Here is a 23,048-nt window from a genome sequence, read left to right as displayed (position 1 = left end):
ATTAGTCGTGCGAGAATACGTCCATACCTTTTTCATCCATCAACTCTAGCGCACGTCCACCACCACGGGCCACGCAAGTTAATGGGTCATCTGCAACAATCACTGGAACGCCTGTTTCTTCGCTTAAACGTGTGCTTAAGTTGCGAAGTAGAGAGCCACCACCGGTCAAGACGATGCCGTGTTCGGCGACGTCAGCACCTAATTCTGGTGGTGTACGCTCCAGTGCACTGCGTACGGCACCAACGATGGCAGATAAAGGTTCTTGCAAAGCTTCTAGAATTTCATTGCTGTTTAATACAAAGCTTCTTGGAACACCTTCTGCCAAGTTGCGACCACGTACTTCAATGGTTTTTGGTTCTGGTTCGTAATAGGCTGTGCCAATTTCATGTTTAATTTTTTCGGCACTAGCTTCACCAATTAGCATGCCGTAGTTACGACGTACAAACTTGATAATCGCATCGTCAAAACGGTCTCCCCCAACTTTTACCGAGTCGGAATAAACAATACCGTTTAATGACAGTGTAGCGACTTCGGTTGTACCGCCACCGATATCAACGACCATCGAACCACTAGCCTCGCTAACGGGCATACCGGCCCCAATCGCAGCGGCCATCGGTTCTTCAATTAAGAAAACCTGACGGGCACCTGCGCCCGCTGCAGACTCGCGGATTGCGCGGCGTTCAACTTGGGTAGAGCCGCAGGGCACACAAACTAATACGCGCGGGCTGGGTTGGAAGAATTTGGCTTCATGAACTTTACGAATAAACGCTTGTAACATTTTTTCAGTTACGTGGAAGTCGGCAATCACCCCATCTTTAAGTGGGCGAATCGCTTGAATGTTGCCTGGTGTACGTCCGAGCATTTGTTTCGCTTCATTCCCGACGGCCACAATACTGCGGTTTCCGCGACCATTATCACGAATTGCCACCACAGAAGGTTCATTTAAAAGGATGCCTTGGCCGCGTGCATAAATTAAAGTGTTGGCTGTACCAAGGTCAATAGATAGATCATTAGAGAAAAGGCCGAGAATTTTTCGAAACATGGGTTTATCCTAAAAAAGGTTCAAAATTAGTGCTGGTATTTTATACCAAATAAAAACGGATTTTTTATAATTTGCATGTCAAGTACGACAAAAAAGCCTATTTTTTTGAATTTTTGTGCAAAGTGTCCGTTTTTTGCGAGTGATGGAGTTTCTATCAATGGCAAATTTTGTGCGAATCGTGCATCTGTGGTAACTTATAATGCTTTTGCGATTGAGTCAACACGAACTGATTATTTGTTTTTTTAAAGTAAATAATTTAATCCCCTATCGCGACACAAACCTGTCAAATAGTACGCATGAATGTGAGGAGTAGACGGTGTCTTTGCAAGTCTCTGAAATTAAGAAAATTGCCCAATTGGCGGCAATTGCAGTCGAACCAGCTGAGTTTGAGTTAGTTGGAAACAAGCTATCAAATATTTTAGATGTGTTTGCGCAGTTGGAAAAAGCTGACACATCTGGAGTTGAGCCCATGGCTCATCCATTAGATCAAACCCAACGATTACGTGAAGACTTGGTGACAGAGAGCAATCAGCGCGAAAAATATCAAGCCAACGCCCCCTCTACAGAAGCGGGACTTTATCTTGTTCCCCAGGTAATTGAGTGATTAACAGCATGCATAACTTATCAATAAAAGAATTAAGCGCACTTTTGCAAAGCAAAAAAGTGAGCAGTGTAGAACTGACACGTTATTTTTTAAATCGAATCGAAACATTGGATTCTGAAATTAACAGTTTTGTTACTGTCACGCCTGAACTAGCATTGCAGATGGCCGAAGTGGCAGATGCTAAGTTGGCCAAGGGCAACGCGCACCCATTAACGGGTATTCCGATGGCGCATAAAGACATCTTTTGTACCGATGGTATAAAAACCAGTTGTGGCTCCAAAATGTTGGACAATTTTGTTGCACCTTATGATGCACATGTGGTGAGTCAACTAAAAGCCCTGGATATGCCAATTTTAGGTAAAACCAACATGGATGAGTTTGCGATGGGTTCTTCTACTGAGTCCAGTTATTATGGCGCGACCAAAAATCCGTGGAACTTACAAGCAGTTCCTGGCGGCTCATCTGGTGGGTCGGCGGCGGCTGTGGCAGCAGGCCTGGTGCCTTTTGCCAGTGGCACCGATACGGGTGGCTCAATTCGTCAACCGGCTTCGTTTTGCGGCATTAGTGGTATCAAGCCGACTTATGGTGCGATTTCTCGTTTTGGCATGATTTCCTATGCCTCTAGTTTTGACCAAGGTGGCCCGATGGCCCGTAGCGCGGAAGACAATGCTTGGTTATTGAATGCTATGGTTGGGTTTGATGAGCGCGACTCAACCAGCCTGACAATGGATAAAGTTGACTATACATCGAGTTTAAACGACTCCATTAAAGGTCTGCGTATTGGTGTACCGGCTGAATACTTTGGTGAAGGTCTGGATCCAGAAGTTGCGACTGTGATTAAGCATGCAATGGCTGAGCTGGAAAAACAAGGCGCTGAGTTGGTTGAAGTGCATTTGCCAAATCAACATTTAGCCGTGTCGGCTTATTATGTGTTAGCCCCCGCTGAGGCTTCCTCTAATTTGTCGCGTTTTGATGGTGTACGTTATGGCTATCGTTGTGAGGATCCGAAAGATCTAAACGACTTATATACACGTTCACGCGCTGAAGGCTTTGGCGCAGAAGTCAAACGACGTATTATGGTAGGCGCTTATGCTTTGTCAGCAGGTTACTACGATGCGTATTACTTAAAGGCCCAAAAAGTACGTCGTTTAGTAAGAGATGATTTTACTAAGGCGTTTGAATCTTGTGATGTGATTTTAGGGCCAGTCGCGCCAACCCCTGCGTTTAATCTGGGCGAAAAAACCGATGACCCAGTTAGCATGTATTTGGCTGATTTATTTACTATACCGGTCAACTTGGCCGGATTGCCTGCGATGTCAGTTCCGGCTGGATTTGTGAATCAACGACCAGTTGGTCTGCACTTAGTGGGGCCGTATTTTAGTGAAGCTAAAATTTTAAATGTCGCGCACCAATATCAGCAAGTGACCGATTGGCATAAACAAACACCAGAGTGGATTGAAGGCGGGAGACAAGCATGAGTTGGGAAACAGTAATTGGTCTAGAAATCCATGCGCAGCTGGCGACAAAATCAAAGATTTTTTCAGGAGCCTCAACCGCATACGGGGCGGAGCCTAATACTCAAGCTTGCGCGGTTGACTTGGCTTTGCCAGGAGTGTTGCCGGTTTTAAATAAAAAAGCGGTTGAAATGGCGATTGCATTTGGTTTGGCGGTGGGGGCTGAATTGCCCAAAAAATCGGTGTTTGCACGTAAAAATTACTTTTACCCTGATTCACCTAAAGGTTATCAAATATCACAATTTGAATTGCCGGTAGTATCCACCGGTGCGATTGATATTGACGTAAATGGCGAAACCAAACACATTGGCATTACGCGTGCCCATTTAGAAGAGGATGCCGGTAAATCCTTGCATGAAGATTTTCATGGCATGACCGGTATCGACCTGAACCGATCTGGTACGCCGCTATTAGAAATCGTTTCGGAGCCGGATATGCGCTCGGCTGATGAAGCGATTGCTTACGCTAAAGCGATTCATGAGTTGGTTCAATTTATTGGTATTTGCGATGGCAATATGCAAGAAGGTTCATTCCGAGTGGATGTGAATATTTCAATTCGCAAACCGGGTGAACCCTTTGGTACGCGTACCGAGCTTAAGAATATTAACTCCTTCCGTTTTATTGAAAAAGCGATTGCATACGAGCTAGATCGTCATATTGATATTCTGGAAAGTGGCGGCAAGATTGTGCAAGAAACGCGTTTATATGATGCTGATCGTGATGAAACACGCAGCATGCGTGCGAAAGAAGAAGCGAATGATTACCGCTATTTTCCTGACCCAGATTTGTTGCCGGTGATTATTACGCAAGAAGATATCGATGCGGTGCGTCAAACTTTACCCGAATTGCCAGCGCAAATGCGCGCGCGCTTTGTTGAGCAATATGGTTTATCGGATTATGATGCGAATCAGTTGACGGCATCACAAGCGACGGCGGCTTATTACGAGGCTATGGTCAAACAGGGTGCGGATGCCAAATTATGCGCAAACTGGATGACAGGTGATTTGTCAAAAGCGTTGAACCGGGAAAGCTTGTCCATTGTAGATTCACCGGTTAAAGCGGAAGCTTTAAGCGGATTAGTGAAACGCATTATGGACAACACCATCTCAGGCAAAATTGCAAAGCAGGTGTTTGATGCAATGTGGCAGGGGGAAGGCTCGGCGGATGAGATCATTGAAAAACACGGTCTAAAACAAATTACAGATACGAGTGCGATTGAAAAGATTGTGGATGACGTACTAGCGGCTAATGCTGGCCAAGTAGAAGCCTATAAAAATGGTCAGGAGAAGTTGTTTGGCTTTTTTGTGGGGCAGGTGATGAAATTATCCAAAGGCCAGGCTAACCCGGCTCAGGTCAACGAGTTGTTAAAAGCAAAACTGAGTTAAAAAAGAAAAAATTCTACAGTCGGTGTATTGGGTCTTGAAAGCCCATAAAAAACCTTTATATTAGAGCAAGGTTTCGACTTTGAGTTATCAATTGCGTTTTTAACAGGAGGAAAACAATCCATGAAACGTATCGGTTTATTTTTATTAACGAACATCGCGGTCATAGCGGTGGCTTCGATTGTTCTAAGTTTGTTCGGAGTGGGGTCAACACTACAAGCAAACGGTGTCGATTTAGACTTAGGTAATCTATTAATATTTGCTGCGGTGTTTGGTTTTGCTGGTTCATTCGTGTCCTTGGCTTTGTCAAAGTTTATGGCCAAAAAAATGACGGGGGCTCAGGTCATTGAGAACCCAACTACGGCGGATGAAAAATGGTTGGTTGAGACGGTTCATCGTTTTGCTGATAAAGCCGGAATTGGTCGCCCAGAAGTCGCAGTGTATAACGCACCCGATCCAAATGCGTTTGCAACCGGTATGAATAAAAACAAAGCACTGGTTGCGGTTTCCTCTGGTTTATTACGCCATATGGCACGTAACGAGGTGGAAGCCGTTTTGGCTCATGAGGTCGCGCATATTGCAAATGGTGACATGATTACAATGTCGTTATTGCAAGGGGTTGTTAACACCTTTGTTATTTTCTTTGCTCGTGTCGCCGGTCATTTCGTGGATCGTGTGATTCTTAAAAATGAAGAAGGCCACGGGATTGGTTATTTTGTGGCGTCCTTTATTTTCGAGATTATTTTCGGTATTTTGGCGAGCATTATCACCATGTGGTTCTCGCGCCGTCGAGAGTTTCATGCCGACAACGGTGGTGCTTACTTAGCCGGTAAAGAAAACATGATCGCCGCTTTACGTCGTCTAAGTTCGATGCAGCCAGGCGAGTTGCCAGATCAATTGGCGGCGTTTGGTATTTCAGATCGTCCAAGCAAGTTTGGTGCTTTGTTTATGTCGCATCCGCCTTTAGAAGATCGTATTGCGGCTTTAGAAGCGACGCGTCAAGAAGAGCTTAAAATTGCTTAATTGAGAAATTAGGTAATATAAAAGCACCAGGCCTGGTGCTTTCTAATCAAGCCCGCTTTAATGATTTAAAGCGGGCTTTTTTTATTTATGCGGAAGCTGGATTGGTTGTTTAAACGCGAGATTGAGCTTCAGCTTGGATACGTTTAATCATATGATAGAGGCCGGTTGAACGGTTAGGTGATAGATGTTGCAATAAACCAGTTTGGGATAAAAAGTCTAATGGCATATTGATGATTTCATTAGGTGTACGTCCAGAATAAACACGCAGCAAAACGGCAATCAAACCGGCGACAATCGCCGCATCACTAGTGGCTTGCATGTAGAGGCGGCCATCGCGTTCTTCTATATGAATCCAAACCTGCGATTGGCAGCCGTGAATTCGGTTGGCCTCGGTTTTATATTCTTCAGGCATAGTGTCTAACTGTTTCCCCATGTCGATAATGTATTTATAGCGATCTTTCCAGTTTTCAAAATAATTCAGACGCTTAATCAGATCTGCTTGGACTTCATCAATATTGTTCGGCACGTTGGCTTCCTTTTTTGAATTCTTAAGGCTAATTTTAACGGATATTGTCAAGCTTGCACAACGAACTCAACTTTTAACCAAACATTGAAGCAAACTCTTGCTAAAATGGCGTTTTATAACCCTAATTGAATATGCTAATGATGCAGAGAATTTTTCGAAAAATCCGTCGCTTTTTGAGTAAAGCCCCCGTCTCGTCAGGTCAAGCTACTGGTCATCCGTCCCATAATCGAATTTCTCGTAACGATCATAAAGTTTCCAGACAATCAATTGATAAAACCGCACTGGATGTGCTGTATGGCTTAAAGCGTGCAGGCTATGATGCTTATTTAGTCGGTGGCGGGGTGCGCGATTTATTATTGGGTCTAGAACCTAAGGATTTTGATGTCGTGACCAATGCTTCACCGGAAGAGGTGAAGTCCATTTTTAGACATAAATGTCAGTTGATCGGCCGGCGGTTTCGTTTAGCGCATGTACGTTTTGGTCGTCAAATTGTCGAAGTTGCCACCTTTCGCGGAGGAGATGATCATGGTAAAGACCGTCAAGTCGATTCGGCGGGTCGAGTGTTACGTGATAATGTTTATGGCACTTTAGAGGAAGATGTTTGGCGTCGCGACTTTACTGTCAATGCGTTGTATTACGATATTAAAGACTTTTCAATTGTGGATCATGTGGGTGGACTGGCTGATATTAAAGCCGGGCAGTTACGTTTAATTGGAGACCCTAAGACGCGCTATAGAGAAGACCCCGTTCGTATGATTCGAGCCATACGTTTTGCCGCTAAACTTGGATTTGCGATAGAGCCGAAAACGGAGAAACCTTTATTTGAACTGGGGCCGTTGTTAGAAGATGTGTCGCACGCGCGTATGTTTGAAGAGGTGCTAAAACTCTTTCATAGTGGGGTGGGCGTCGAGGTGTTTGAAAAGCTGCGTCATTATGATCTGTTCAAGCATTTATTTCCATTAACGGATGCTATGTTGGGAACCGAGGTGGCGCATTTCCCGCGTCAACTGGTGATTGAATCGCTAAAAAGTACCGATAAACGTATTCAGGAAGATAAGCCCGTTAATCCGGCATTTTTGTTTGCCGCATTTTTGTGGGAACCTATGATGCAGCGTCGTCAGATTCACTTGGATTCGGACATGTCACCGCAAGATGCGATGTTTGCGGCGGCCAACGATGTATTGGAACAGCAGATTCGACGCACTTCAATCCCTAAACGCTTTACGGCGCAAATTCGTGACATTTGGAGTTTACAGTTCAGGTTGTCTAAGCGTTTTGGTGCTAGAGCCGCTCAGTTGCGTGCTCACCCTCGTTTTCGCGCGGCATATGACTTTATTGGTATTCGATTAGCCGCAGGTGAACTGGAGTTGGCCGAGCTATTCAATTGGTGGACGGAATACCAGGAAAAAGACGCGATTGAACAAATTGCGTTCGCTAATGAGATAAAGAAACCGGCACGAGCTCCCAAAAGACGTCGGACAGGGCGTAACATGTATCGTCGAAAGCGCGATTCGGATACCAGTGAATAAACCTTGGTTTCAAGTCGCGATTGGGTTGGGAAGCAATTTGGCAGATCCAGCTGAGCAAATTAATACAGCCGTACAAAGTCTGCAAGCGTTGAATTCAATTCGGCAGCTTACTTTGTCAGACTTATGGCGCTCTAAACCTCAAGGGCCTCAAGATCAGCCGGACTTTGTTAACGCGGTGTGTGTGTGTGAAACCTGTTTAACGCCAGAGGCATTATTGGTTTGCTTGCAGGCGATTGAGAAGAATCAAGGCCGGATTAAACGGCGTCATTGGGGTGAGCGTTTAATCGATTTGGATATTTTGCTTTATGCCGACCAGCAGATCGAACAACCAGGGCTGGTAATTCCGCATCCTTGCATGACGCAACGCGACTTTGTACTGATTCCGCTGGCGCAAGTTTGGCCTCAAGATCATTTGCCAGGCTTAGGAAGACTTGAAGAATTAATGGCTCAGTTAGATCAATCATTTATTTTGTCACCATCATCGACTGAGCTCAACTAGATACGTAAAAGGTAAAACATGAAACGCAATTTGGTTTACTTTCAAAGCTTAAAAAAACAGTCACAACCTATTGTGTGCTTGACGGCCTATGATGCTGCCTTTGCGCATTGGGCAGCTCAGGCGGAAGTGGATGTTCTGTTAGTGGGTGACTCTTTGGGTATGGTGGTACAAGGCCACCAGAATACATTATCTGTCAGCGTGGATGATATGGTGTATCACACCAAAATGGTACAGCGTGGCAATCAGCACCAGGCCTGGTGCATTGCTGACTTACCCTTTATGTCGGATGCCACATTGGAGCAAGTGTTGCAAACCAGTGGGCGTTTGATTAAAGAAGGCGGTGCCGATATGGTGAAGCTTGAGGGCGGCACACGGGTTTTGGCCTTTGTGAAGGCGTTAAGTCAAATGGGGGTTCCGGTTTGCGGCCATTTGGGCCTGCTACCCCAGTCGGTTTTGAAGAAAGGTTACCGAGTTCAAGGTCGAGATGAATCAGAAGCACAACGTTTGCTTGATGAAGCCTTAGCTTTGCAAGAAGCGGGGGTCGATATGCTAGTGTTAGAGTGCGTGCCGTCAACTTTGGCCGAGCGCATTAGCCAAGCCTTAAAAATTCCGGTGATTGGCATTGGTGCAGGCGCTAATACTGATGGTCAGGTTTTGGTGGTTTACGATATTCTGGGATTAACACCAGGTCATACGCCAAGCTTTAGCCATAACTTTTTACAGGGTTCAAGCAGCATTAAGGAAGCCATGGCGAGCTATGCACAAGCGGTGCGTCAGCGACGTTTTCCGGCGGCGATTCATGAGATGAAAGCATGATTGAATTATCAAGCATTCAAGCTTTACGTCAACAAGTGACGTCTTGGAAACAGTCAGGTTTGCGAGTTGGGTTTGTACCCACTATGGGCAATTTACATGCTGGGCATTTGAGTTTGATTGAATTGGCTTCCCAACAGGCCGATAAAGTGGTTAGTAGCGTGTTTGTGAATCCTTTGCAGTTTGGCGAAGGCGAAGACTATGAGCGTTATCCTCGAACTTTAGAAGCGGATAAGGCAAAGTTAAGCTCGGTTAGTTGTGATGCGTTATTTGCACCGAGTGTCACGGAAATGTATGGACAAGGTCAAACTCAAACACAGGTGTTAGCCGCGCCAGAGCTCAGTCGAGTTTGGGAAGGGGCAAGTCGTCCGGGGCATTTTGATGGTGTGACCACCATCGTCGCTAAGTTGTTTAACTTGGTGCAACCGGATGTCGCCATATTTGGACAAAAAGATTATCAGCAGTGGTGTGTTTTAAATCAGATGGTGGCGGACTTAAACTGGCCAATTGAGCTGATTAAGGCGCCGATAAAGCGTGATCTAGACGGCTTAGCGTTGAGCTCACGCAATCAATTTTTAAATGAAAATCAACGCAAAATTGCGCCTAGGTTATACTTAGAATTACAGCAAATTGCCCATGCCGTGACGAGTATCGACGAGATTGATTTTGCCAGCTTAGAGCAGGCCGCCATGCAGAATTTGCTTGGTCATGGTTTTGATCAGGTGGATTACATTGCGATAGTTGATCCAGCCAGTTTACAAAAGCTTACACAGCGACAAGACACGATGACCATTCTAGCTGTTGCGCGGCTGGGTTCAACGCGCTTGTTGGATAATATAGAGCTTGATTTGAGTTAATCGTTAATTCAGACAAACGTCAGGGTTGGTTTCAACACCTAACCTCAAGAGGGTGTGTATAGAATGAGTTTTTCGACTCTTATCGGTTTATTAGCAGGGATTGTCATTATCACGATGGCGATGTCGGCCGGTTCATCCCTTAATTTATTTTTCAATATTCCAGGCCTGATGATTGTAGTGGGGGGGACTCTAGCCGCGACCATGATCCGTTTTTCAATGGCGGACAGTTTTGCGGCGATTGGTGTGTCATTTCAAGCCGTCAAGATTCGTAGTGAGACCCGTGATTTATCTGAGTTAATTGATTTAACGGAAGATTTAATTCGTTTGTCTCGAAAAGGCGGGATGCTTGCCTTAGAAAACAAAGAAATTGATAATGCTTTTTATCAGGATGGTGTACGCATGCTGGTAGATGGCTATGATGCAGATCTAGTTCAAAAAACGCTAAAAGAAAAAAGCAGTTTGTTTAATGAAGTCGCCGATACTAGTTCGGGTGTATTTCGGGCGATTGGTGAGGCCGCCCCTGCTTTTGGCATGATTGGTACGTTGGTCGGGTTGATTCAAATGTTAGCCTATTTAAGTGACCCAGAAACTATTGGTCCAGCAATGGCGGTGGCTTTATTAACCACTTTGTACGGCGCTTTGATTGCAAACTTATTTGCGTTGCCCATGGCCGATAAGATTGAATCCTGGGCGCATGATGAGTCCTATCGTCAACATATGATTATTGATGCGATTAACTGCATTGCCAATGGTGTTAATCCGGCTATCATGCGTGACTTATTACATTCCTATTTGGAAGCAGGGGCGTCCAAAAAGGTCGAAAATGCCTAAAAAATTCCGTCAAAAAATGCCTTGGCTGGTCACCTACGCTGACATGGCTACCCTGTTGCTGGCATTTTTTGTACTGCTTTATACCGTATCAAAAGTGGATCAACACCGATACGAGCAGATTGTGCGTTCATTAACCGAAACCTTGACTCAGTCGGCAGAATTATCTCTGGTTCAAGAGGCTTATTTTCGACCGATTGCACCGCCTATTTTCGACATGGGCTCCGATAACCAACCAATTAGCTCTTTGCTAGAAATTTATGAAGCCTTGAAAGATACCTACAGCGAAGAGGTAAATCAGCAACAATTGCAGATGTCATTTGACCCTGATAAACAACGGATTCAGTTGGTGTTCCCAGAGTTGGTCGCGTTTGATTTAGGTAGCGCTGATTTACAGCCACGATTTGTAACCATGTTGCGTAAATTTTCTAACTTATTGCGTGGCAATGTTCAGATCAAGGTGGTGGGACACAGTGATCGATTGCCTATAATAGGAGGGCGGTTTCGCTCCAACTGGGAGTTATCTGCGGCACGAGCGGCGGCGGTGATTGAACAATTTATCCGAGATGGCGTGATTCACCCACAGCAGGCGATGGCAATAGGCTTGGCAGATACACAGCCAATTTCAACAGGAGATCAAATGTCTGATTATGCTATGAATCGACGAGTTGAGATACTAATAGAGCCTTTACCGAAAAAATAGCTCTTTAAATAAACTTGGCGAAACCACCAGGCCTGGTGGTTTGCTAGTAAGCCTAAAACCGCGGACTTATACGGCCGTTTTTAGCTGTTTGGCTATAAAGTTGCGAGTATGGCTGATGCTATTATCACCATCCACATAAACTAAGACAGGTTGATAGCTTTCCGCTTGTTTTTCATCCAGCATACAGTAGGTCGCAATAATCAGCAGATCCCCCGGATTTGCCTTGTGTGCGGCTGCACCATTGACTGAAATAATACCGGAGTTATCTTCAGCGCGAATCGCATAGGTTGTAAAACGTTCACCGTTGCGGATGTTGTAAATTTGAATCTGCTCATACTCACGGATACCAGCGGTATCAAGTAGATGACCGTCAATCGCGCATGAGCCTTCATAGTCCAACTCTGAGTGGGTTGTCGTCACTCGATGAATTTTGGATTTTAGTAGGGTAATTTGCATGCTATTCTCGTTATCCGTTCGTTAATTCAAGTCTTCCGATCTTGGTCGGGCTCACATTATACTCGAAACCATAAAAATAAAAAACGCTTCATTAATTATGATATTAATGAAGCGTTACGAGTTTAAAACTCATTTTGTTAGTGCCTTAAACACGTCGGTTTTTAGCCAGTATTACGCATCCCGGCCGCAATGGCATTAATGCTATTAAGCAGAGGCTTGAGCCATAAATCGCGCTCTTCTTCGGTTGTGCTTTCTGACTTATAACGCTTTAGTAACACAATTTGGATATGGTTGAGTGGATCCAAATAGGGATTACGGCGTTTCAGAGAAACGGCAATGTTTGGCGTTTCAGCCATTAAAAATGGGTTCCCACTGACAGCTAAGGAGCCAGAAACCGTGCGTTTATGCTCATCTGCAATCATATTATAGATCGTTTGAGCTTGAGCTTGGTCCTGCGCAATTTCACTGTACTCTTGTCCCGTTCTTAACTCCGTTTTAAACAGTGCCATTTGAATGTTACTTAATAGTGCGCGGAAAAAAGGCCATTGCTCATACATCTGTTTGAGCTGTTCTTCACCATTTTCTTGTGCCCATTTATTCAAGGCGTAACCCGTTCCGTACCAAGCCGGGAAAGTTAGGCGCGCTTGTGCCCAGCCGAAAACCCATGGAATAGCACGGATAGACGATTTTGATAAATTGCCTTTTTTACGGTGCGACGGACGTGAACCAATGTTTAATAACCCGATTTCATTTACTGGCGTTGCTTCATAGAAAAATTTAAAGAAGCCTTCAGTGTGATCAGTTAACTCACGGTAAGCGTGTTCACCGTTTTCAGCCAGGTTATGCATGATTTCAAGGTGTGATTCATTATCTTGCGCGACTGGCTTCACTAAACAGGTACTCGCTTTCATTAAACCGGTTACACCCAATGAGAGCTCATAGGTGGCGGTTTCAGAGTTGCTGTATTTGTAAGATAGCACTTCACCTTGTTCCGTAAATTTGATCGAACCACGTACGGTACCCGTAGGTTGCGATAATATCGCAATGTGGGTAGGGCCGCCCCCACGTCCAATTGTACCGCCACGACCGTGGAATAGACGGCATTCAACGCCACATTCGTCGGCTAGCTTCATGATTTTTTGCTGGGCTTGGTAAAGGCTCCAAGCCGAAGATAAGTTGCCACCATCCTTGGCCGAATCTGAGTAACCCAACATGATTTCTTGTTGGTTACCCGAGGCCTTTAATAAGGCATGATAGGTTGGGTTGTTAAAGAGTGCCGACGTAACAGGCACGATGTGGCTTAGATCTTCAATTGTTTCAAATAATGGCGAGATATGAATATCACAATAAGGCTCACCGGCGTTATAACCGGCTAAACCAGCTTGATGTGCTAAGAACAAAACTTCCATTACATGACTAGCATCATGGGTCATGGAGATTACGTAATTGTTAAAAGCTTTTGGACTGATTTCTTTGCGCATTTCGCGCACGATATTGAATACTTCTAACACTTCACGTGTCATGTCATTGAGAGCTAAATGCTGAGTATCGATAATCGTTGCGGAGCTAACGTGACTAGCTAGCAGTTGCAAACGTTCATTTTCACTTAAGCTCGGATAATCAACGCCTAGGTGCGATAGCAAATCGGTCACTGCATTGGTATGCACTGTTGATTCTTGTCGAATATCCAAGCGCATTAGGTAGAAACCAAAAGTTTGAACCAAGCGTATTAGATCTTTTAAATCGGCGTTTGCAATGCTTTTATCGCCGTGACCGCATAATGAATCGTGAATCAACTGCAGATCAGCTAAGAACTCATCTTCCGATACATAGGCAAACCGACCTTTTTCGACCGGTTTATCGTCATTGAGTTTGGCTTCGATGTAGTCTAAGTTTTCTTTTAGGCGCCCCTGCATGAGGTATAACAAGCGACGATAAGGTTCATCTTTAAAACGCTCCGAACGTTTATGAAACACTTTTTCTAACAGGTCTGCATCCACAATAGTGGCCCGATTGATCACTTCCTGGTTGATATCCGCTATATAGCGAGAATGAGTAAGTAATGAACTCAGCTCGAAAAGTCGACGTTGGTATTCATAAATGACAGCGCGTGATTGGAGATATAAAGCTTGGGTCGTTGTTTCGTGTGTTACAAACGGATTACCGTCGCGATCTCCGCCAATCCAAGAACCAAAGGTTAAAAAGTTGGGTGTCTCAATGTGGTCGTCGGGATAGTTCAACTCTAAAGCACGTTCCATGTAACGGTAGACTTGTGGCACCGACTTAAATAGAGATTGGCGGAAATAGTAGATACCGTTGCGAATTTCGTCGTTGACGGTAGGCTTACTGCGACGCACCTCATCTGTTTTCCATAAAACTTGGATTTGATACTTTAATTTTTGGATCACTTCTTCTTTTGAAAAGGTGTTGTTGTAGGTTTCTGCTTCATTCAAACCGTCTAGGGTTACAAATATACGGCGCAAGTTTTCCATCACCGCACGGCGTTTGGACTCAGTTGGGTGTGCAGTAAAGACCGGAATGTATTCCAACTTGTTTAGAAGTTTAGTGACTTCTTCAGCATTCATACCATCGGCTTTAAACTGGTTGATGGTGTTGAGCATCGAACCCATCCATAAAGGGCCATCGGCTTTTAACTGGCTTTGACGAGCATGATATTGATGTTCTTCTTCGGCCAGGTTAGCTAAACTGAAGTAAATGTTGAACGCACGGATAATGAGAATAAGATCATCGGGAGTTTGTTGTTGAATAAACTCACTGAGTTCAGTACGTAATACCGGGTCATCTTGTTTGCGAAGTTGAATATAACCCGTACGGAGCTTTTCGACTGCCGCTAACATTTCAGGGCCAATTTGACTTTCAATCACTTCACCGAGTAAGCGGCCAAGCAATTTGACACGTGCTCTCAGTTGTTTGTCTTGCGGATCGTTAGTGATGATCTTGGTCATAAAAAAGAAATCTCTATGCGTAAAAAATTTGCACAATTATAGCAGATTTCAGCGGGTTCAAGATTGAAAACATAGTGAGAGGGAGTAAAGAAAGGATTTAGTGTGTATTTTTGAATAATACACACTAGGTAGATTTAACCGATAATACGAGTATATTACGAAAGCTTAAGCTTGGTAGCGCTTGGCGCCGTCTAGAATTTCTTTACGTGCGGATTCCACATCTTCCCAGCCATCAATTTTCACCCATTTTCCAGGTTCAAGATCTTTATAGTGCTTAAAGAAGTGTTCGATTTGCTCTTTTAAAAGCGGGATCTGCTCAACGGCACTGATGTCTTTATAGATGGGCGTGAGCTTGTTGATCGGTACAGCAATCACTTTGGCGTCTTCGCCACCATCATCGCTCATTTTTAGAACCCCAATTGGGCGACAGCGAATTACTGAACCCACCATTAATGGATGGGGTGTGACAACCAATACGTCTACTGGATCGCCATCGTTGGCTAAGGTTTGGTTAATGTAGCCATAGTTGGCCGGATAAGACATGGTCGCACCTTGTAAACGGTCAACCCATACAAGATCTGTGTCTTTATCGACTTCATACTTAATTGGTGCAGCAAAGGCTGAAATTTCGATGATAACGTTGATATCATTTGGCAAATCTTGGCCTGCAGTAACGGCAGCATAACCCATGATAATTTCCTTTCATTAGAGTAAAACAAAACCACCCGCGAGGAGCGGGTGGAAGTGGATTAAGGTGGGTAACCCTTAGTCTTTTAAGTAAGACATCGCCTTTTCAACTTCAGTTTTTGAACCCAACATGACTGGGCAACGTTGGTGAATGTCTTTAGGTTCAACGTCCATGATGTGTTCACGCCCAGTGGTTGATAAACCACCCGCTTGTTCAATCAGCATGCTCATTGGGTTACCTTCGTACATTAGACGAAGTTTACCTGGCTTGTTTGGCTCACGGCTATCCCATGGGTACATAAAGATGCCGCCACGAACTAAAATACGGTGAACTTCAGCTACCATTGAGGCGACCCAGCGCATATTGTAACGCTTACCTAGTGGGCCGGTTTCGCCAGCTAAACAATCGTTGATGTAGCTTTTCATGCCATCTTCCCAGAAACGCTGGTTAGACATGTTGATTGCAAATTCACTGGTTTCAGTTGGAATTTTGACCTGTTCACGCGTAATCACGTATTCACCGATATGACGATCTAGGGTGAAGAAGTTAACGCCTTTACCGGTTGTTAAAACCAATAGGCTTGATGGGCCGTACAATACATAACCGGCGGCAACTTGCTTGCGGCCATTTTGTAGGTAGATATTTTGATCGTCGCCTTGGCGGCTGTCATCCGGTGCTTCTAGGATTGAGAAGATAGTACCGACAGACAGGTTAACATCAATGTTAGACGACCCGTCTAGTGGGTCAAATAATACAAGGTATTTGCCATCAGGTGTACCGGCAACGGTATAATCTTCTTCTTCAGAGGCAATCCCTTTAACGCAGTTGTCTTCAATTAGGATCTGCTTTAGAAGATCGTTTGAAACAACGTCTAGCAATTTTTGAGTTTCGCCCTGTACGTTTTCAGTGACGCTTGAGCCTAGAATACCGGCTAATTCACCCTGGCCTAATTTGTGTGAAATCTCTTTACACGCTACCATTGTATGGCGGATTACTTGTTGAAGCTCAGGATTGACGCCGTCGCGTTTAAGAATTTCATGCAGTCTAATCATGGATTGCTCTCTTAGTTAGTTTAAAAATCCGGCTAGCTTAACGCTAAGTCCCAAAAAAAACAAGCATTGTTGAAGTAATAATGCAATCCATAATCCAGTAAATATTGTGTATAAAAAAGAACAAAATCAATGAAGTATATAGTTAAATTTTTCCCAGAAATTATGATTAAAGGTGATGCCGTTAAAAAGAAAATGGTGCGCCAGTTGCATGAAAACCTGTTGCGCTTATTGAAGCGACTGGATGAAGAGATCGTTACAAAAAAATACTGGGATAAGATTGAAGTGTTTGTGCCCGATTCATCACCAGGCCTGGTGGCGGCCGCGCAAGGCGTATTATTAAATACTCCTGGAGTTGACCAAATTTGGCAGGTAAAGCAATACCCGATTGATACTTTAGAAAGTGTGGTTGAAAAAGTTGTGCCATTCGCTTTACCTTTGATTAAAGGCAAAACTTTCGTTGTGCGTGCTAAGCGTACCGGTGAACATGATTTTGATTCAATGCAATTGGAGCGTGAAACGGGTCATGTACTGTTTAACCAGGGCGAGTCGAAAGGTGTCAGTCTGCATAATGCAGAAGTTAAAATTGAATTTGATGTGTTTGATGGTTTTTTGAATATTATTGAAGCTCGTTACCCTGGCTTAGGTGGTTACCCGCTGGGCAGTCAAAGTGAAGCTTTGTCTTTAATGTCAGGTGGGTTTGATTCGACAGTGGCGAGTTATTTGGCGATTAAACGTGGCATTAAAACCCATTTCATATTTTTTAATTTGGGTGGTACCGCGCATGAGCTGGGTGTTAAACAAGTTGCGATTTATTTGTGGAATCGTTATGAATCATCCCATCGCATTAAATTTATTAGTGTGCCGTTTGAGGGGGTGGTGGCCGAATTGTTTAAGTCAGTACATGAAAGCTATATGGGGGTGATGCTTAAGCGTTTGATGTTACAGGCGTCTGAAAAAATTGCGAAAGAGCTCGATGTATACGCTTTGATTACAGGGGAGAGCGTGGCACAGGTTTCCAGTCAGACATTGAAGAACTTAGCGGTGATTGATGAAGCGAGCTCCATGCTAGTATTGCGCCCTTTGGCAATGATGAATAAGCCCGATATTATTTCAATTGCGGAACAAATTGGTACCAAGCATTTTGCTGAAAGTATGCCGGAATACTGCGGTGTTATTTCAAAAAATCCAGTCACCAAAGCTTCATTTCATCGAACCTTATCCGAAGCCAGTAAATTTGATATGGCCGTGTTAGATGAGGCGGTCGACAAACGTGATATTCAACCGGTGGATCAATTAGTTGATCAAATTGTGGCCGCCGCTCCGGTGGAAATTATTTCCGAGCTGCAATCGGGTGATGTTGTGGTAGATATTCGAGCCGAAAATGAGCAGAAATTAGCCCCACTAGATGATGCATTAAGTGTACCTTTTTATGAGTTAAATCAATCGGTTAAAACTTGGAATAAGTCGTCCCGTTATTTGTTGTATTGTCAGAAGGGTGTAATGAGCCAGCTACACGCGCAATATTTGCGGGATCAGGGTGTGGAGAATGTATTTGTTTATCGCCCCTCTCAATAAAATGGGATCGTTCATGCTAGGGGAAGAGGCCTCTGGCTAAACGCTTTTCCAGCTCTAAACGTTGCGCCGACTCGAGTGCAACGCGATGTTTTTGAATGCTAATCACATAATTCACTGTTTCCTGTCCAATTCGCGTACGCGCTAGTTGCTCAACGTTGTAAAACCATTTGTAAGGATTCAATCCCTGGCGTTCGGCTAAGCGTTGCAGTTGTCGAATACGAGTGGGGCCCGCATTATAGGCTGCGAGGGTGAAGTTTAAACTTTCATCTTCAGTGTAGTCAGGCGTACTGAAGTAGTGCTCTTTCAAATGTGCGAGATATCGAGTTCCAGCATGGATGTTTTGCTCTATGTCGGTGATGTTCGGTATGTTGACGGATTTTGCTCGAGCTGTACTAGGGCGTACCTGCATAATGCCGATTGCGCCTTTGTTGCTAATCGTATCTTGCTGGAATCGCGATTCTTGATAAGCCGTCGCTGCGACCAGTAACCAGTCTAGGTCATAAAAATTAGCGTAAAGTTGAAAATAGGGTTTTAAAAAGTCGACTTGACGAAGAATGTCTTGCGATAGCGGCCGTTGGTTGATGCCGGCACCCAGTTCAAAATATTTGGTATAAAGCACATTGCTTAAAAAACGGCCGGGCTTGGCGTAGCGATTGATGTATTGGTTAAGTGAGGCTTTAAGCTTGGGGTTCTCTTTGCGCACAGCCCAAGCAACTTGGCCGTTATGGTAAAGAATAAAATCCTCGTGAATTTTTATATTACTAAATACCGATGACCAGGCTCGGGCGATGTGGTTATCAACTACCGTAAAGTCGTAGATTTCTGCATTTACCATTTCCAATAAGTCTTCAGCATCCAGGATTGGCGCGGCTTTGACGATTTCAATCGGGGTAAGGCCTGCTTGACCTAAAGCTTGATTTGTCATTTCCAAGTTTACGATATAGCTGCTGTCGGCGACCACTATGACGCGTTGTCCAGATAAGTCTTCTAGGCGTTTAACTGTTGGTGAGCGTGGGTGAGACACCAAAACTTCGGTGACATTCTTTATGTAAGGTACGCTAAAGTCAACACGCGCTTGACGACCAGGCGTGATGGTTAAACCTGAAGCGATCAAGTCGCCATGCCCGCTGAGTAAGTGATCCATTAGCTCGTTAAATGGCACGACAATAAAGACGATATGCGTTTGGTAGCGCTCTCTGAGAGGTCCGCGATTAAGGTAGTTTTCGTAGGATTTTAAAAGCTCAAATTCAATGCCTTGAGTACCGGCATCTGACATGAAATAGTTGGTTCGGTTGTAGCTAACTAACACGCGAATAATACGACGTTCGCGCATCTCTTTAAGGTCGCCAAAAAAAGGTTCATTGACGCGGTTGTAGAAGGATGTCTCTGCTTCAACAGGCAAAACTTGCGCTTGTGGGGTGGCAGGGCTGAAGAGTCCCGCGAGTATCACTAGCATGGATAGCGTAATTTGCAGCAAGGTTTTACCTAAAAAGTCTTAAGGATAGAGTCCAATTCTAGTAAGTGTGGTTGCAATTTACCAGTAATTCTTTGTTAAAAGCGTAACAATGAGTTTGGATAGTGGTTTTTAGCTATATAAAACAAAGGCTTAGGTAGATCTTTCTGTTTCTTAATTATAGCTTTAGCGGTTTTTTAAATTTTAAAAGAATGCCACGCTGGATATTCGTTTTTGGTTAAAGTCATCATATATCATAGGTTTGGCGAATAATAAGGTTGCAGGTGTTTGGTCGGAGTCTGTTATAATCCCAACTGTTTTTATTTGGGTTTTTAGTAAAACGCCAACAACAACTTCTGCGAGTAACCCTTGCACACGCATTTAACCAGGCTTGGTAATGGGAAATTATTTTACCGGGCCGCAAAATTTAAGATGGTATCGAGTGACTAAAGAAAATATTGCATCCGTTGATGATCCTTTTGCCCAGCGCGAAGCTGAAAAGTACGACAACCCTATTCCAAGTCGAGAGTTTATCCTAGAACACCTTGAGCAAGTCAATAAGCCGATGCGTTTGGAACAATTGGCTGATAGCCTAGATATCTTTCCTGAAGACGAAGAGCGTTTCGAAGCTTTGTCGCGTCGTTTAAAAGCGATGCTACGTGATGGCCAGTTAATAAAGAATCGTCGTGGTGCGTTTGGCTTGATTCAGAAAATGGATTTGATTAAAGGTAAGGTCATTGGCCACCCCGACGGCTTTGGCTTTTTAAGCACGGATTCTATGGACGACGATCTATTTTTGTCGGCTCAAGAGATGCATAAAGTCTTACACGGTGACGAGGTCATAGCCTCCGTTATTGGTGAAGATCGCCGTGGTCGTAAAGAAGCGACCATTATCGAAGTAACGCATCATAATTCAACCCAGTTAGTAGGTCGAGTACACATAGAAGAAAACATGGCTTGGGTTCATCCCAACAATAATCGCATCACCCAAGATGTATTTGTGCCCGCTGATGGTTTATTGGGCGCTCAGGAAGGCCAAATTGTTTTGGTAGATATCCTGATGCAGCCTTCAAGACGTCATGGCCCGATTGGTAAAATCGTTGAGATTATGGGCGACTATATGGCGCCAGGGATGGAGATTGATACTGCGATTCATGCGTTTGGTATTCCGAACGAATGGCCGGAAAGCTTACTGGCTGAGTTGGATCAAATTCCAAATCAGGTCACAGAAGCGGATATGGAAGGCCGCAAAGATTTACGCCACCTACCGCTAATGACGATTGATGGCGCGGATTCTAAGGATTTCGATGATGCCGTTTTTGCCAAACGCCGTAAAAATGGTTGGCGTTTAGTGGTGGCAATTGCGGATGTGTCGCATTATGTCAAACCAGGCAGTGAGCTTGATAAAGAAGCCTATAAGCGTGGGAATTCGGTTTATTTCCCACAACGTGTTATTCCTATGTTGCCGGAAAAACTGTCAAACGAATTATGTTCGTTGAATCCACAGGTTGACCGTTTATGTATGGTTTGCGACATGAATATTTCGGATGATGGCCAGCTTGAGCGTAGCCAGTTCTATCAAGCCGTAATGAATTCTAAAGCGCGTTTAACCTATAACCAGGTACACGATATTTTGACGAATGAGCAAAGTGAGCATAAGCAAACGTTTGCGCCGATGGTTGAACATATTGAATCCTTAAATGAACTTTACAAAATTCTATTAAAATCGCGTTCTGAGCGCGGTGCATTAGAGTTTGATACGGTTGAAACCCAAATGATTTTTGATGCCGATCGTAAGATCGATAAAATCATCCCAGTGGTTCGCAACGAAGCGCATAAGCTCATTGAAGAATGTATGTTAATGGCAAACGTGGCTACAGCTCGTTTCCTAAAATGGCATAAGCTGCCGATCCTTTACCGTGTGCACGAAAAGCCAAAAGAAGAAAAGCTTAAAAAGTTAAAAGGCTTTTTAGCAGATTTTGGTTTGCAGTTAGGTGGAGGCGATGAGCCTACCGCACAAGATTTTGATGCAGTCATGAGTCAAGTTGAAGGTAAGTCTTATTCTCACTTGGTTAAAACCGTGATGCTAAGAAGTATGAATCAGGCCGTGTATCAGCCAGAGAACAAAGGGCATTTTGGTTTGAATTATGAGCATTATGCGCATTTTACTTCGCCAATTCGTCGTTATCCAGATTTGTTAATTCATCGTGCAATTCGTCACGCTTGGTTGAAGCAAGGAACCGAAGGTTTTGCTTACACTGAAAGTCAGATGGAGGTCTTTGGTCGTCATTGCTCAGATAGCGAGCGTCGAGCGGATGAAGCTACGCGTGATGCCGTTACCTTCTTGAAGTGTGAGTTCTTGTCACACCGTTTGGGTGAGCAGTATCAGGCGGTTATTTCTTCGGTCACCAGTTTCGGCATGTTTGTTGAGTTGGACGATTTATATATCGAAGGCTTAGTGCACATTACTGAGCTGGGCGAAGACTATTTCCATTTCGATCCTGTGCGTCATTGTTTAAAAGGTGAACGTACTGGTTTGGTTTATCGTTTAGGCGATCGTGTTGAAGTTCAAGTTGCACAAGTCGTTTTAGACACGCGAAAAATTGACCTGCGTTTAATCCGCCATTTAAACCCAAACCCAGTTTTAGAGGGTGACTCGGTGGATAAAGTTGAAGCTAACAACGATTTGCCTCAAGCAGACTCGGATGAGGATGGTGAAGGCAAACCGAAGAAAAAACGCCGTTCGCGTAATTATCGCAAAAAACGTAAGCCTAGAGGCCCTAAGGCTGAATCATGAGTGTTGACACACTTTATGGTGTGCACGCGATTGAGCGTTTGTTAAAACAGTCGCCGCATTTAATCTATCAATTAATTCTGATAGAAGGTCGCTTAAACCCGCGCCAACAAACTTTGCTGAATCAAGCACAAGCTTTAGGTGTGCAAACGCGCTTTGAACCCAAATCGTTTTTTGCCAAAATGGAGGCTGTACATCAAGGTGTGATGGCCGAAGTGGCTCCCCAAGCTGAGTTTTCTGAATCAGATTTGTTGGCCTTAGTTGAGCAGTCGCCTAATTGTTTGATACTATTTTTAGATGAAGTTCAGGACCCACATAACCTAGGGGCTATTTTACGAAGTGCGGATGCCACCGGGGTAGATGCAGTCGTAATACCCAAAAACAATTCGGTTGGTTTAAATGCAACCGTACGTAAGGTCGCTAGTGGCGCAGCGGAAACAGTTCGGTTAGTTGCCGTGACTAACTTAAGTCGCACAATTAATAGCCTACAGCAAGCAGGTTTATGGGTGGTTGGCTTGGCGGGTGAGACCGATAAAACTTTATATCAAACTCAGTTTTCAGGTCGTTTGGGTTTGGTTATGGGGGCGGAAGGTTCTGGTTTACGTCAATTAACACGCCAAAATTGTGACGAGCTTATTGCGATTCCGATGCTTGGACAAGTAGAAAGTTTAAATGTATCGGTTGCTACGGGTGTGACTTTATATGAAATCCAGCGCCAAAAAAACGCGTTTTAAAGCACCAGGC

20 protein-coding genes are annotated in these 23,048 nt (G+C 44.2%); 13 read left to right on the top strand and 7 right to left on the bottom strand.

Annotated elements, in window-relative coordinates; all coding sequences use genetic code 11:
• Window position 1: 1 nt before the first annotated feature.
• Complete coding sequence (locus tag N746_RS0107800; protein WP_029935495.1) at window positions 2-1,042, bottom strand: rod shape-determining protein; 1,041 nt, start codon at window positions 1,040-1,042, stop codon at window positions 2-4.
• A gap of 316 nt (window positions 1,043-1,358) precedes the next feature.
• Between N746_RS0107800 and gatC the strand changes: the two genes are divergently transcribed.
• The 4 genes from gatC (at window position 1,359) to htpX (ending at window position 5,565) form a co-directional block, all read left to right on the top strand.
• Window positions 1,359-1,646, top strand: coding sequence for an Asp-tRNA(Asn)/Glu-tRNA(Gln) amidotransferase subunit GatC (gene gatC, locus N746_RS0107795; protein ID WP_029935493.1), 288 nt, complete (start codon window positions 1,359-1,361; stop codon window positions 1,644-1,646).
• Window positions 1,647-1,654: 8 nt separating this feature from the next.
• Window positions 1,655-3,124, top strand: a complete 1,470-nt coding sequence (gatA, locus tag N746_RS0107790; protein ID WP_029935491.1) for an Asp-tRNA(Asn)/Glu-tRNA(Gln) amidotransferase subunit GatA — start codon at window positions 1,655-1,657, stop codon at window positions 3,122-3,124.
• The gene (gene gatB, locus N746_RS0107785) at window positions 3,121-4,545 is read left to right on the top strand and encodes an Asp-tRNA(Asn)/Glu-tRNA(Gln) amidotransferase subunit GatB (RefSeq protein WP_029935490.1); all 1,425 of its coding nucleotides are present in this window, start codon (window positions 3,121-3,123) and stop codon (window positions 4,543-4,545) included. The genes gatA and gatB overlap by 4 nt, the downstream gene beginning before the upstream one ends.
• 120 nt (window positions 4,546-4,665) lie before the next feature.
• Window positions 4,666-5,565, top strand: a complete 900-nt coding sequence (gene htpX, locus N746_RS0107780) for a protease HtpX (RefSeq protein WP_029935488.1) — start codon at window positions 4,666-4,668, stop codon at window positions 5,563-5,565.
• 109 nt (window positions 5,566-5,674) lie between these two features.
• Here the strand turns inward: htpX and N746_RS0107775 are convergent, their stop codons facing one another.
• A complete protein-coding gene (locus N746_RS0107775) occupies window positions 5,675-6,091 on the bottom strand; it encodes a SufE family protein (protein WP_029935486.1) in 417 nt (138 codons plus the stop codon).
• A 137-nt stretch (window positions 6,092-6,228) separates the two neighbouring features.
• On the opposite strand from N746_RS0107775, the gene pcnB reads away from it, so the two are divergent.
• The 6 genes from pcnB to N746_RS0107745 all read left to right on the top strand — a co-directional run bounded on the left by pcnB (window position 6,229) and on the right by N746_RS0107745 (window position 11,320).
• Window positions 6,229-7,620 (top strand): polynucleotide adenylyltransferase PcnB, encoded by a 1,392-nt coding sequence (pcnB, locus tag N746_RS0107770; protein ID WP_029935484.1) that lies wholly within the window; start codon window positions 6,229-6,231, stop codon window positions 7,618-7,620.
• On the top strand, window positions 7,613-8,119 hold the full coding sequence (folK, locus tag N746_RS0107765; RefSeq protein ID WP_029935481.1) for a 2-amino-4-hydroxy-6-hydroxymethyldihydropteridine diphosphokinase: 507 nt from the start codon (window positions 7,613-7,615) through the stop codon (window positions 8,117-8,119). Before pcnB ends, folK begins: the two co-directional genes overlap by 8 nt.
• Window positions 8,120-8,137: 18 nt before the next feature.
• On the top strand, window positions 8,138-8,935 hold the full coding sequence (gene panB, locus N746_RS0107760; RefSeq protein WP_029935479.1) for a 3-methyl-2-oxobutanoate hydroxymethyltransferase: 798 nt from the start codon (window positions 8,138-8,140) through the stop codon (window positions 8,933-8,935).
• The gene (gene panC / locus N746_RS0107755) at window positions 8,932-9,789 is read left to right on the top strand and encodes a pantoate--beta-alanine ligase (protein ID WP_029935477.1); all 858 of its coding nucleotides are present in this window, start codon (window positions 8,932-8,934) and stop codon (window positions 9,787-9,789) included. The genes panB and panC overlap by 4 nt, the downstream gene beginning before the upstream one ends.
• Before the next feature lie 63 nt (window positions 9,790-9,852).
• A complete protein-coding gene (locus tag N746_RS0107750) occupies window positions 9,853-10,620 on the top strand; it encodes a motility protein A (RefSeq protein ID WP_029935475.1) in 768 nt (255 codons plus the stop codon).
• Window positions 10,613-11,320 carry an OmpA/MotB family protein gene (locus tag N746_RS0107745; protein WP_038125925.1) on the top strand — a complete coding sequence of 236 codons (708 nt, stop codon included), beginning with the start codon at window positions 10,613-10,615 and terminating at the stop codon, window positions 11,318-11,320. Before N746_RS0107750 ends, N746_RS0107745 begins: the two co-directional genes overlap by 8 nt.
• Window positions 11,321-11,386: 66 nt before the next feature.
• On the opposite strand, the gene panD is transcribed toward N746_RS0107745, so the two are convergent.
• The 4 genes from panD to N746_RS0107725 all read right to left on the bottom strand — a co-directional run bounded on the left by panD (window position 11,387) and on the right by N746_RS0107725 (window position 16,482).
• On the bottom strand, window positions 11,387-11,776 hold the full coding sequence (gene panD, locus N746_RS0107740; protein ID WP_029935471.1) for an aspartate 1-decarboxylase: 390 nt from the start codon (window positions 11,774-11,776) through the stop codon (window positions 11,387-11,389).
• A gap of 161 nt (window positions 11,777-11,937) precedes the next feature.
• Window positions 11,938-14,742, bottom strand: coding sequence for a phosphoenolpyruvate carboxylase (gene ppc, locus N746_RS0107735; RefSeq protein ID WP_029935470.1), 2,805 nt, complete (start codon window positions 14,740-14,742; stop codon window positions 11,938-11,940).
• A 165-nt stretch (window positions 14,743-14,907) separates the two neighbouring features.
• Window positions 14,908-15,432, bottom strand: a complete 525-nt coding sequence (gene ppa / locus N746_RS0107730; RefSeq protein WP_029935467.1) for an inorganic diphosphatase — start codon at window positions 15,430-15,432, stop codon at window positions 14,908-14,910.
• 75 nt (window positions 15,433-15,507) lie between these two features.
• Window positions 15,508-16,482: a class 1 fructose-bisphosphatase gene (locus N746_RS0107725; protein ID WP_029935466.1), complete on the bottom strand. Its 975-nt coding sequence runs from the start codon at window positions 16,480-16,482 to the stop codon at window positions 15,508-15,510.
• A 129-nt stretch (window positions 16,483-16,611) separates the two neighbouring features.
• Between N746_RS0107725 and thiI the strand changes: the two genes are divergently transcribed.
• Window positions 16,612-18,057 (top strand): tRNA uracil 4-sulfurtransferase ThiI, encoded by a 1,446-nt coding sequence (thiI, locus tag N746_RS0107720; protein ID WP_029935464.1) that lies wholly within the window; start codon window positions 16,612-16,614, stop codon window positions 18,055-18,057.
• Window positions 18,058-18,073: 16 nt separating this feature from the next.
• Here thiI and N746_RS0107715 read toward each other — a convergent pair whose 3' ends face one another.
• Window positions 18,074-19,513 carry an MltF family protein gene (locus tag N746_RS0107715; protein ID WP_081836005.1) on the bottom strand — a complete coding sequence of 480 codons (1,440 nt, stop codon included), beginning with the start codon at window positions 19,511-19,513 and terminating at the stop codon, window positions 18,074-18,076.
• A gap of 394 nt (window positions 19,514-19,907) precedes the next feature.
• On the opposite strand from N746_RS0107715, the gene rnr reads away from it, so the two are divergent.
• Both rnr and rlmB read left to right on the top strand, forming a co-directional pair.
• Window positions 19,908-22,307 (top strand): ribonuclease R, encoded by a 2,400-nt coding sequence (gene rnr / locus N746_RS0107705; RefSeq protein ID WP_169735999.1) that lies wholly within the window; start codon window positions 19,908-19,910, stop codon window positions 22,305-22,307.
• The gene (rlmB, locus tag N746_RS0107700) at window positions 22,304-23,038 is read left to right on the top strand and encodes a 23S rRNA (guanosine(2251)-2'-O)-methyltransferase RlmB (RefSeq protein ID WP_029935458.1); all 735 of its coding nucleotides are present in this window, start codon (window positions 22,304-22,306) and stop codon (window positions 23,036-23,038) included. Before rnr ends, rlmB begins: the two co-directional genes overlap by 4 nt.
• Window positions 23,039-23,048 lie beyond the last annotated feature (10 nt).

The organism is Thiomicrospira pelophila DSM 1534 (assembly GCF_000711195.1).
Taxonomy (GTDB): domain Bacteria; phylum Pseudomonadota; class Gammaproteobacteria; order Thiomicrospirales; family Thiomicrospiraceae; genus Thiomicrospira; species Thiomicrospira pelophila.
The sequence above is the reverse complement of the archived record's forward strand: the minus strand, read 5'-3'. Positions and strand labels throughout refer to the sequence as shown.

Bases quoted from the DNA above. Each gene is read 5' to 3' on its own strand.
- ppa (WP_029935467.1), bottom strand. From the start codon at position 15,432: ATGGGTTATGCTGCCGTTACTGCAGGCCAAGATTTGCCAAATGATATC.
- gatB (WP_029935490.1), top strand. From the start codon at position 3,121: ATGAGTTGGGAAACAGTAATTGGTCTAGAAATCCATGCGCAGCTGGCG.
- gatA (WP_029935491.1), top strand. From the start codon at position 1,655: ATGCATAACTTATCAATAAAAGAATTAAGCGCACTTTTGCAAAGCAAA.
- panC (WP_029935477.1), top strand. From the start codon at position 8,932: ATGATTGAATTATCAAGCATTCAAGCTTTACGTCAACAAGTGACGTCT.
- rlmB (WP_029935458.1), top strand. From the start codon at position 22,304: ATGAGTGTTGACACACTTTATGGTGTGCACGCGATTGAGCGTTTGTTA.
- panB (WP_029935479.1), top strand. From the start codon at position 8,138: ATGAAACGCAATTTGGTTTACTTTCAAAGCTTAAAAAAACAGTCACAA.
- rnr (WP_169735999.1), top strand. From the start codon at position 19,908: ATGGGAAATTATTTTACCGGGCCGCAAAATTTAAGATGGTATCGAGTG.
- N746_RS0107750 (WP_029935475.1), top strand. From the start codon at position 9,853: ATGAGTTTTTCGACTCTTATCGGTTTATTAGCAGGGATTGTCATTATC.
- htpX (WP_029935488.1), top strand. From the start codon at position 4,666: ATGAAACGTATCGGTTTATTTTTATTAACGAACATCGCGGTCATAGCG.
- pcnB (WP_029935484.1), top strand. From the start codon at position 6,229: ATGATGCAGAGAATTTTTCGAAAAATCCGTCGCTTTTTGAGTAAAGCC.
- N746_RS0107745 (WP_038125925.1), top strand. From the start codon at position 10,613: ATGCCTAAAAAATTCCGTCAAAAAATGCCTTGGCTGGTCACCTACGCT.
- N746_RS0107800 (WP_029935495.1), bottom strand. From the start codon at position 1,042: ATGTTTCGAAAAATTCTCGGCCTTTTCTCTAATGATCTATCTATTGAC.
- panD (WP_029935471.1), bottom strand. From the start codon at position 11,776: ATGCAAATTACCCTACTAAAATCCAAAATTCATCGAGTGACGACAACC.
- N746_RS0107715 (WP_081836005.1), bottom strand. From the start codon at position 19,513: ATGCTAGTGATACTCGCGGGACTCTTCAGCCCTGCCACCCCACAAGCG.
- N746_RS0107725 (WP_029935466.1), bottom strand. From the start codon at position 16,482: ATGATTAGACTGCATGAAATTCTTAAACGCGACGGCGTCAATCCTGAG.
- thiI (WP_029935464.1), top strand. From the start codon at position 16,612: ATGAAGTATATAGTTAAATTTTTCCCAGAAATTATGATTAAAGGTGAT.
- ppc (WP_029935470.1), bottom strand. From the start codon at position 14,742: ATGACCAAGATCATCACTAACGATCCGCAAGACAAACAACTGAGAGCA.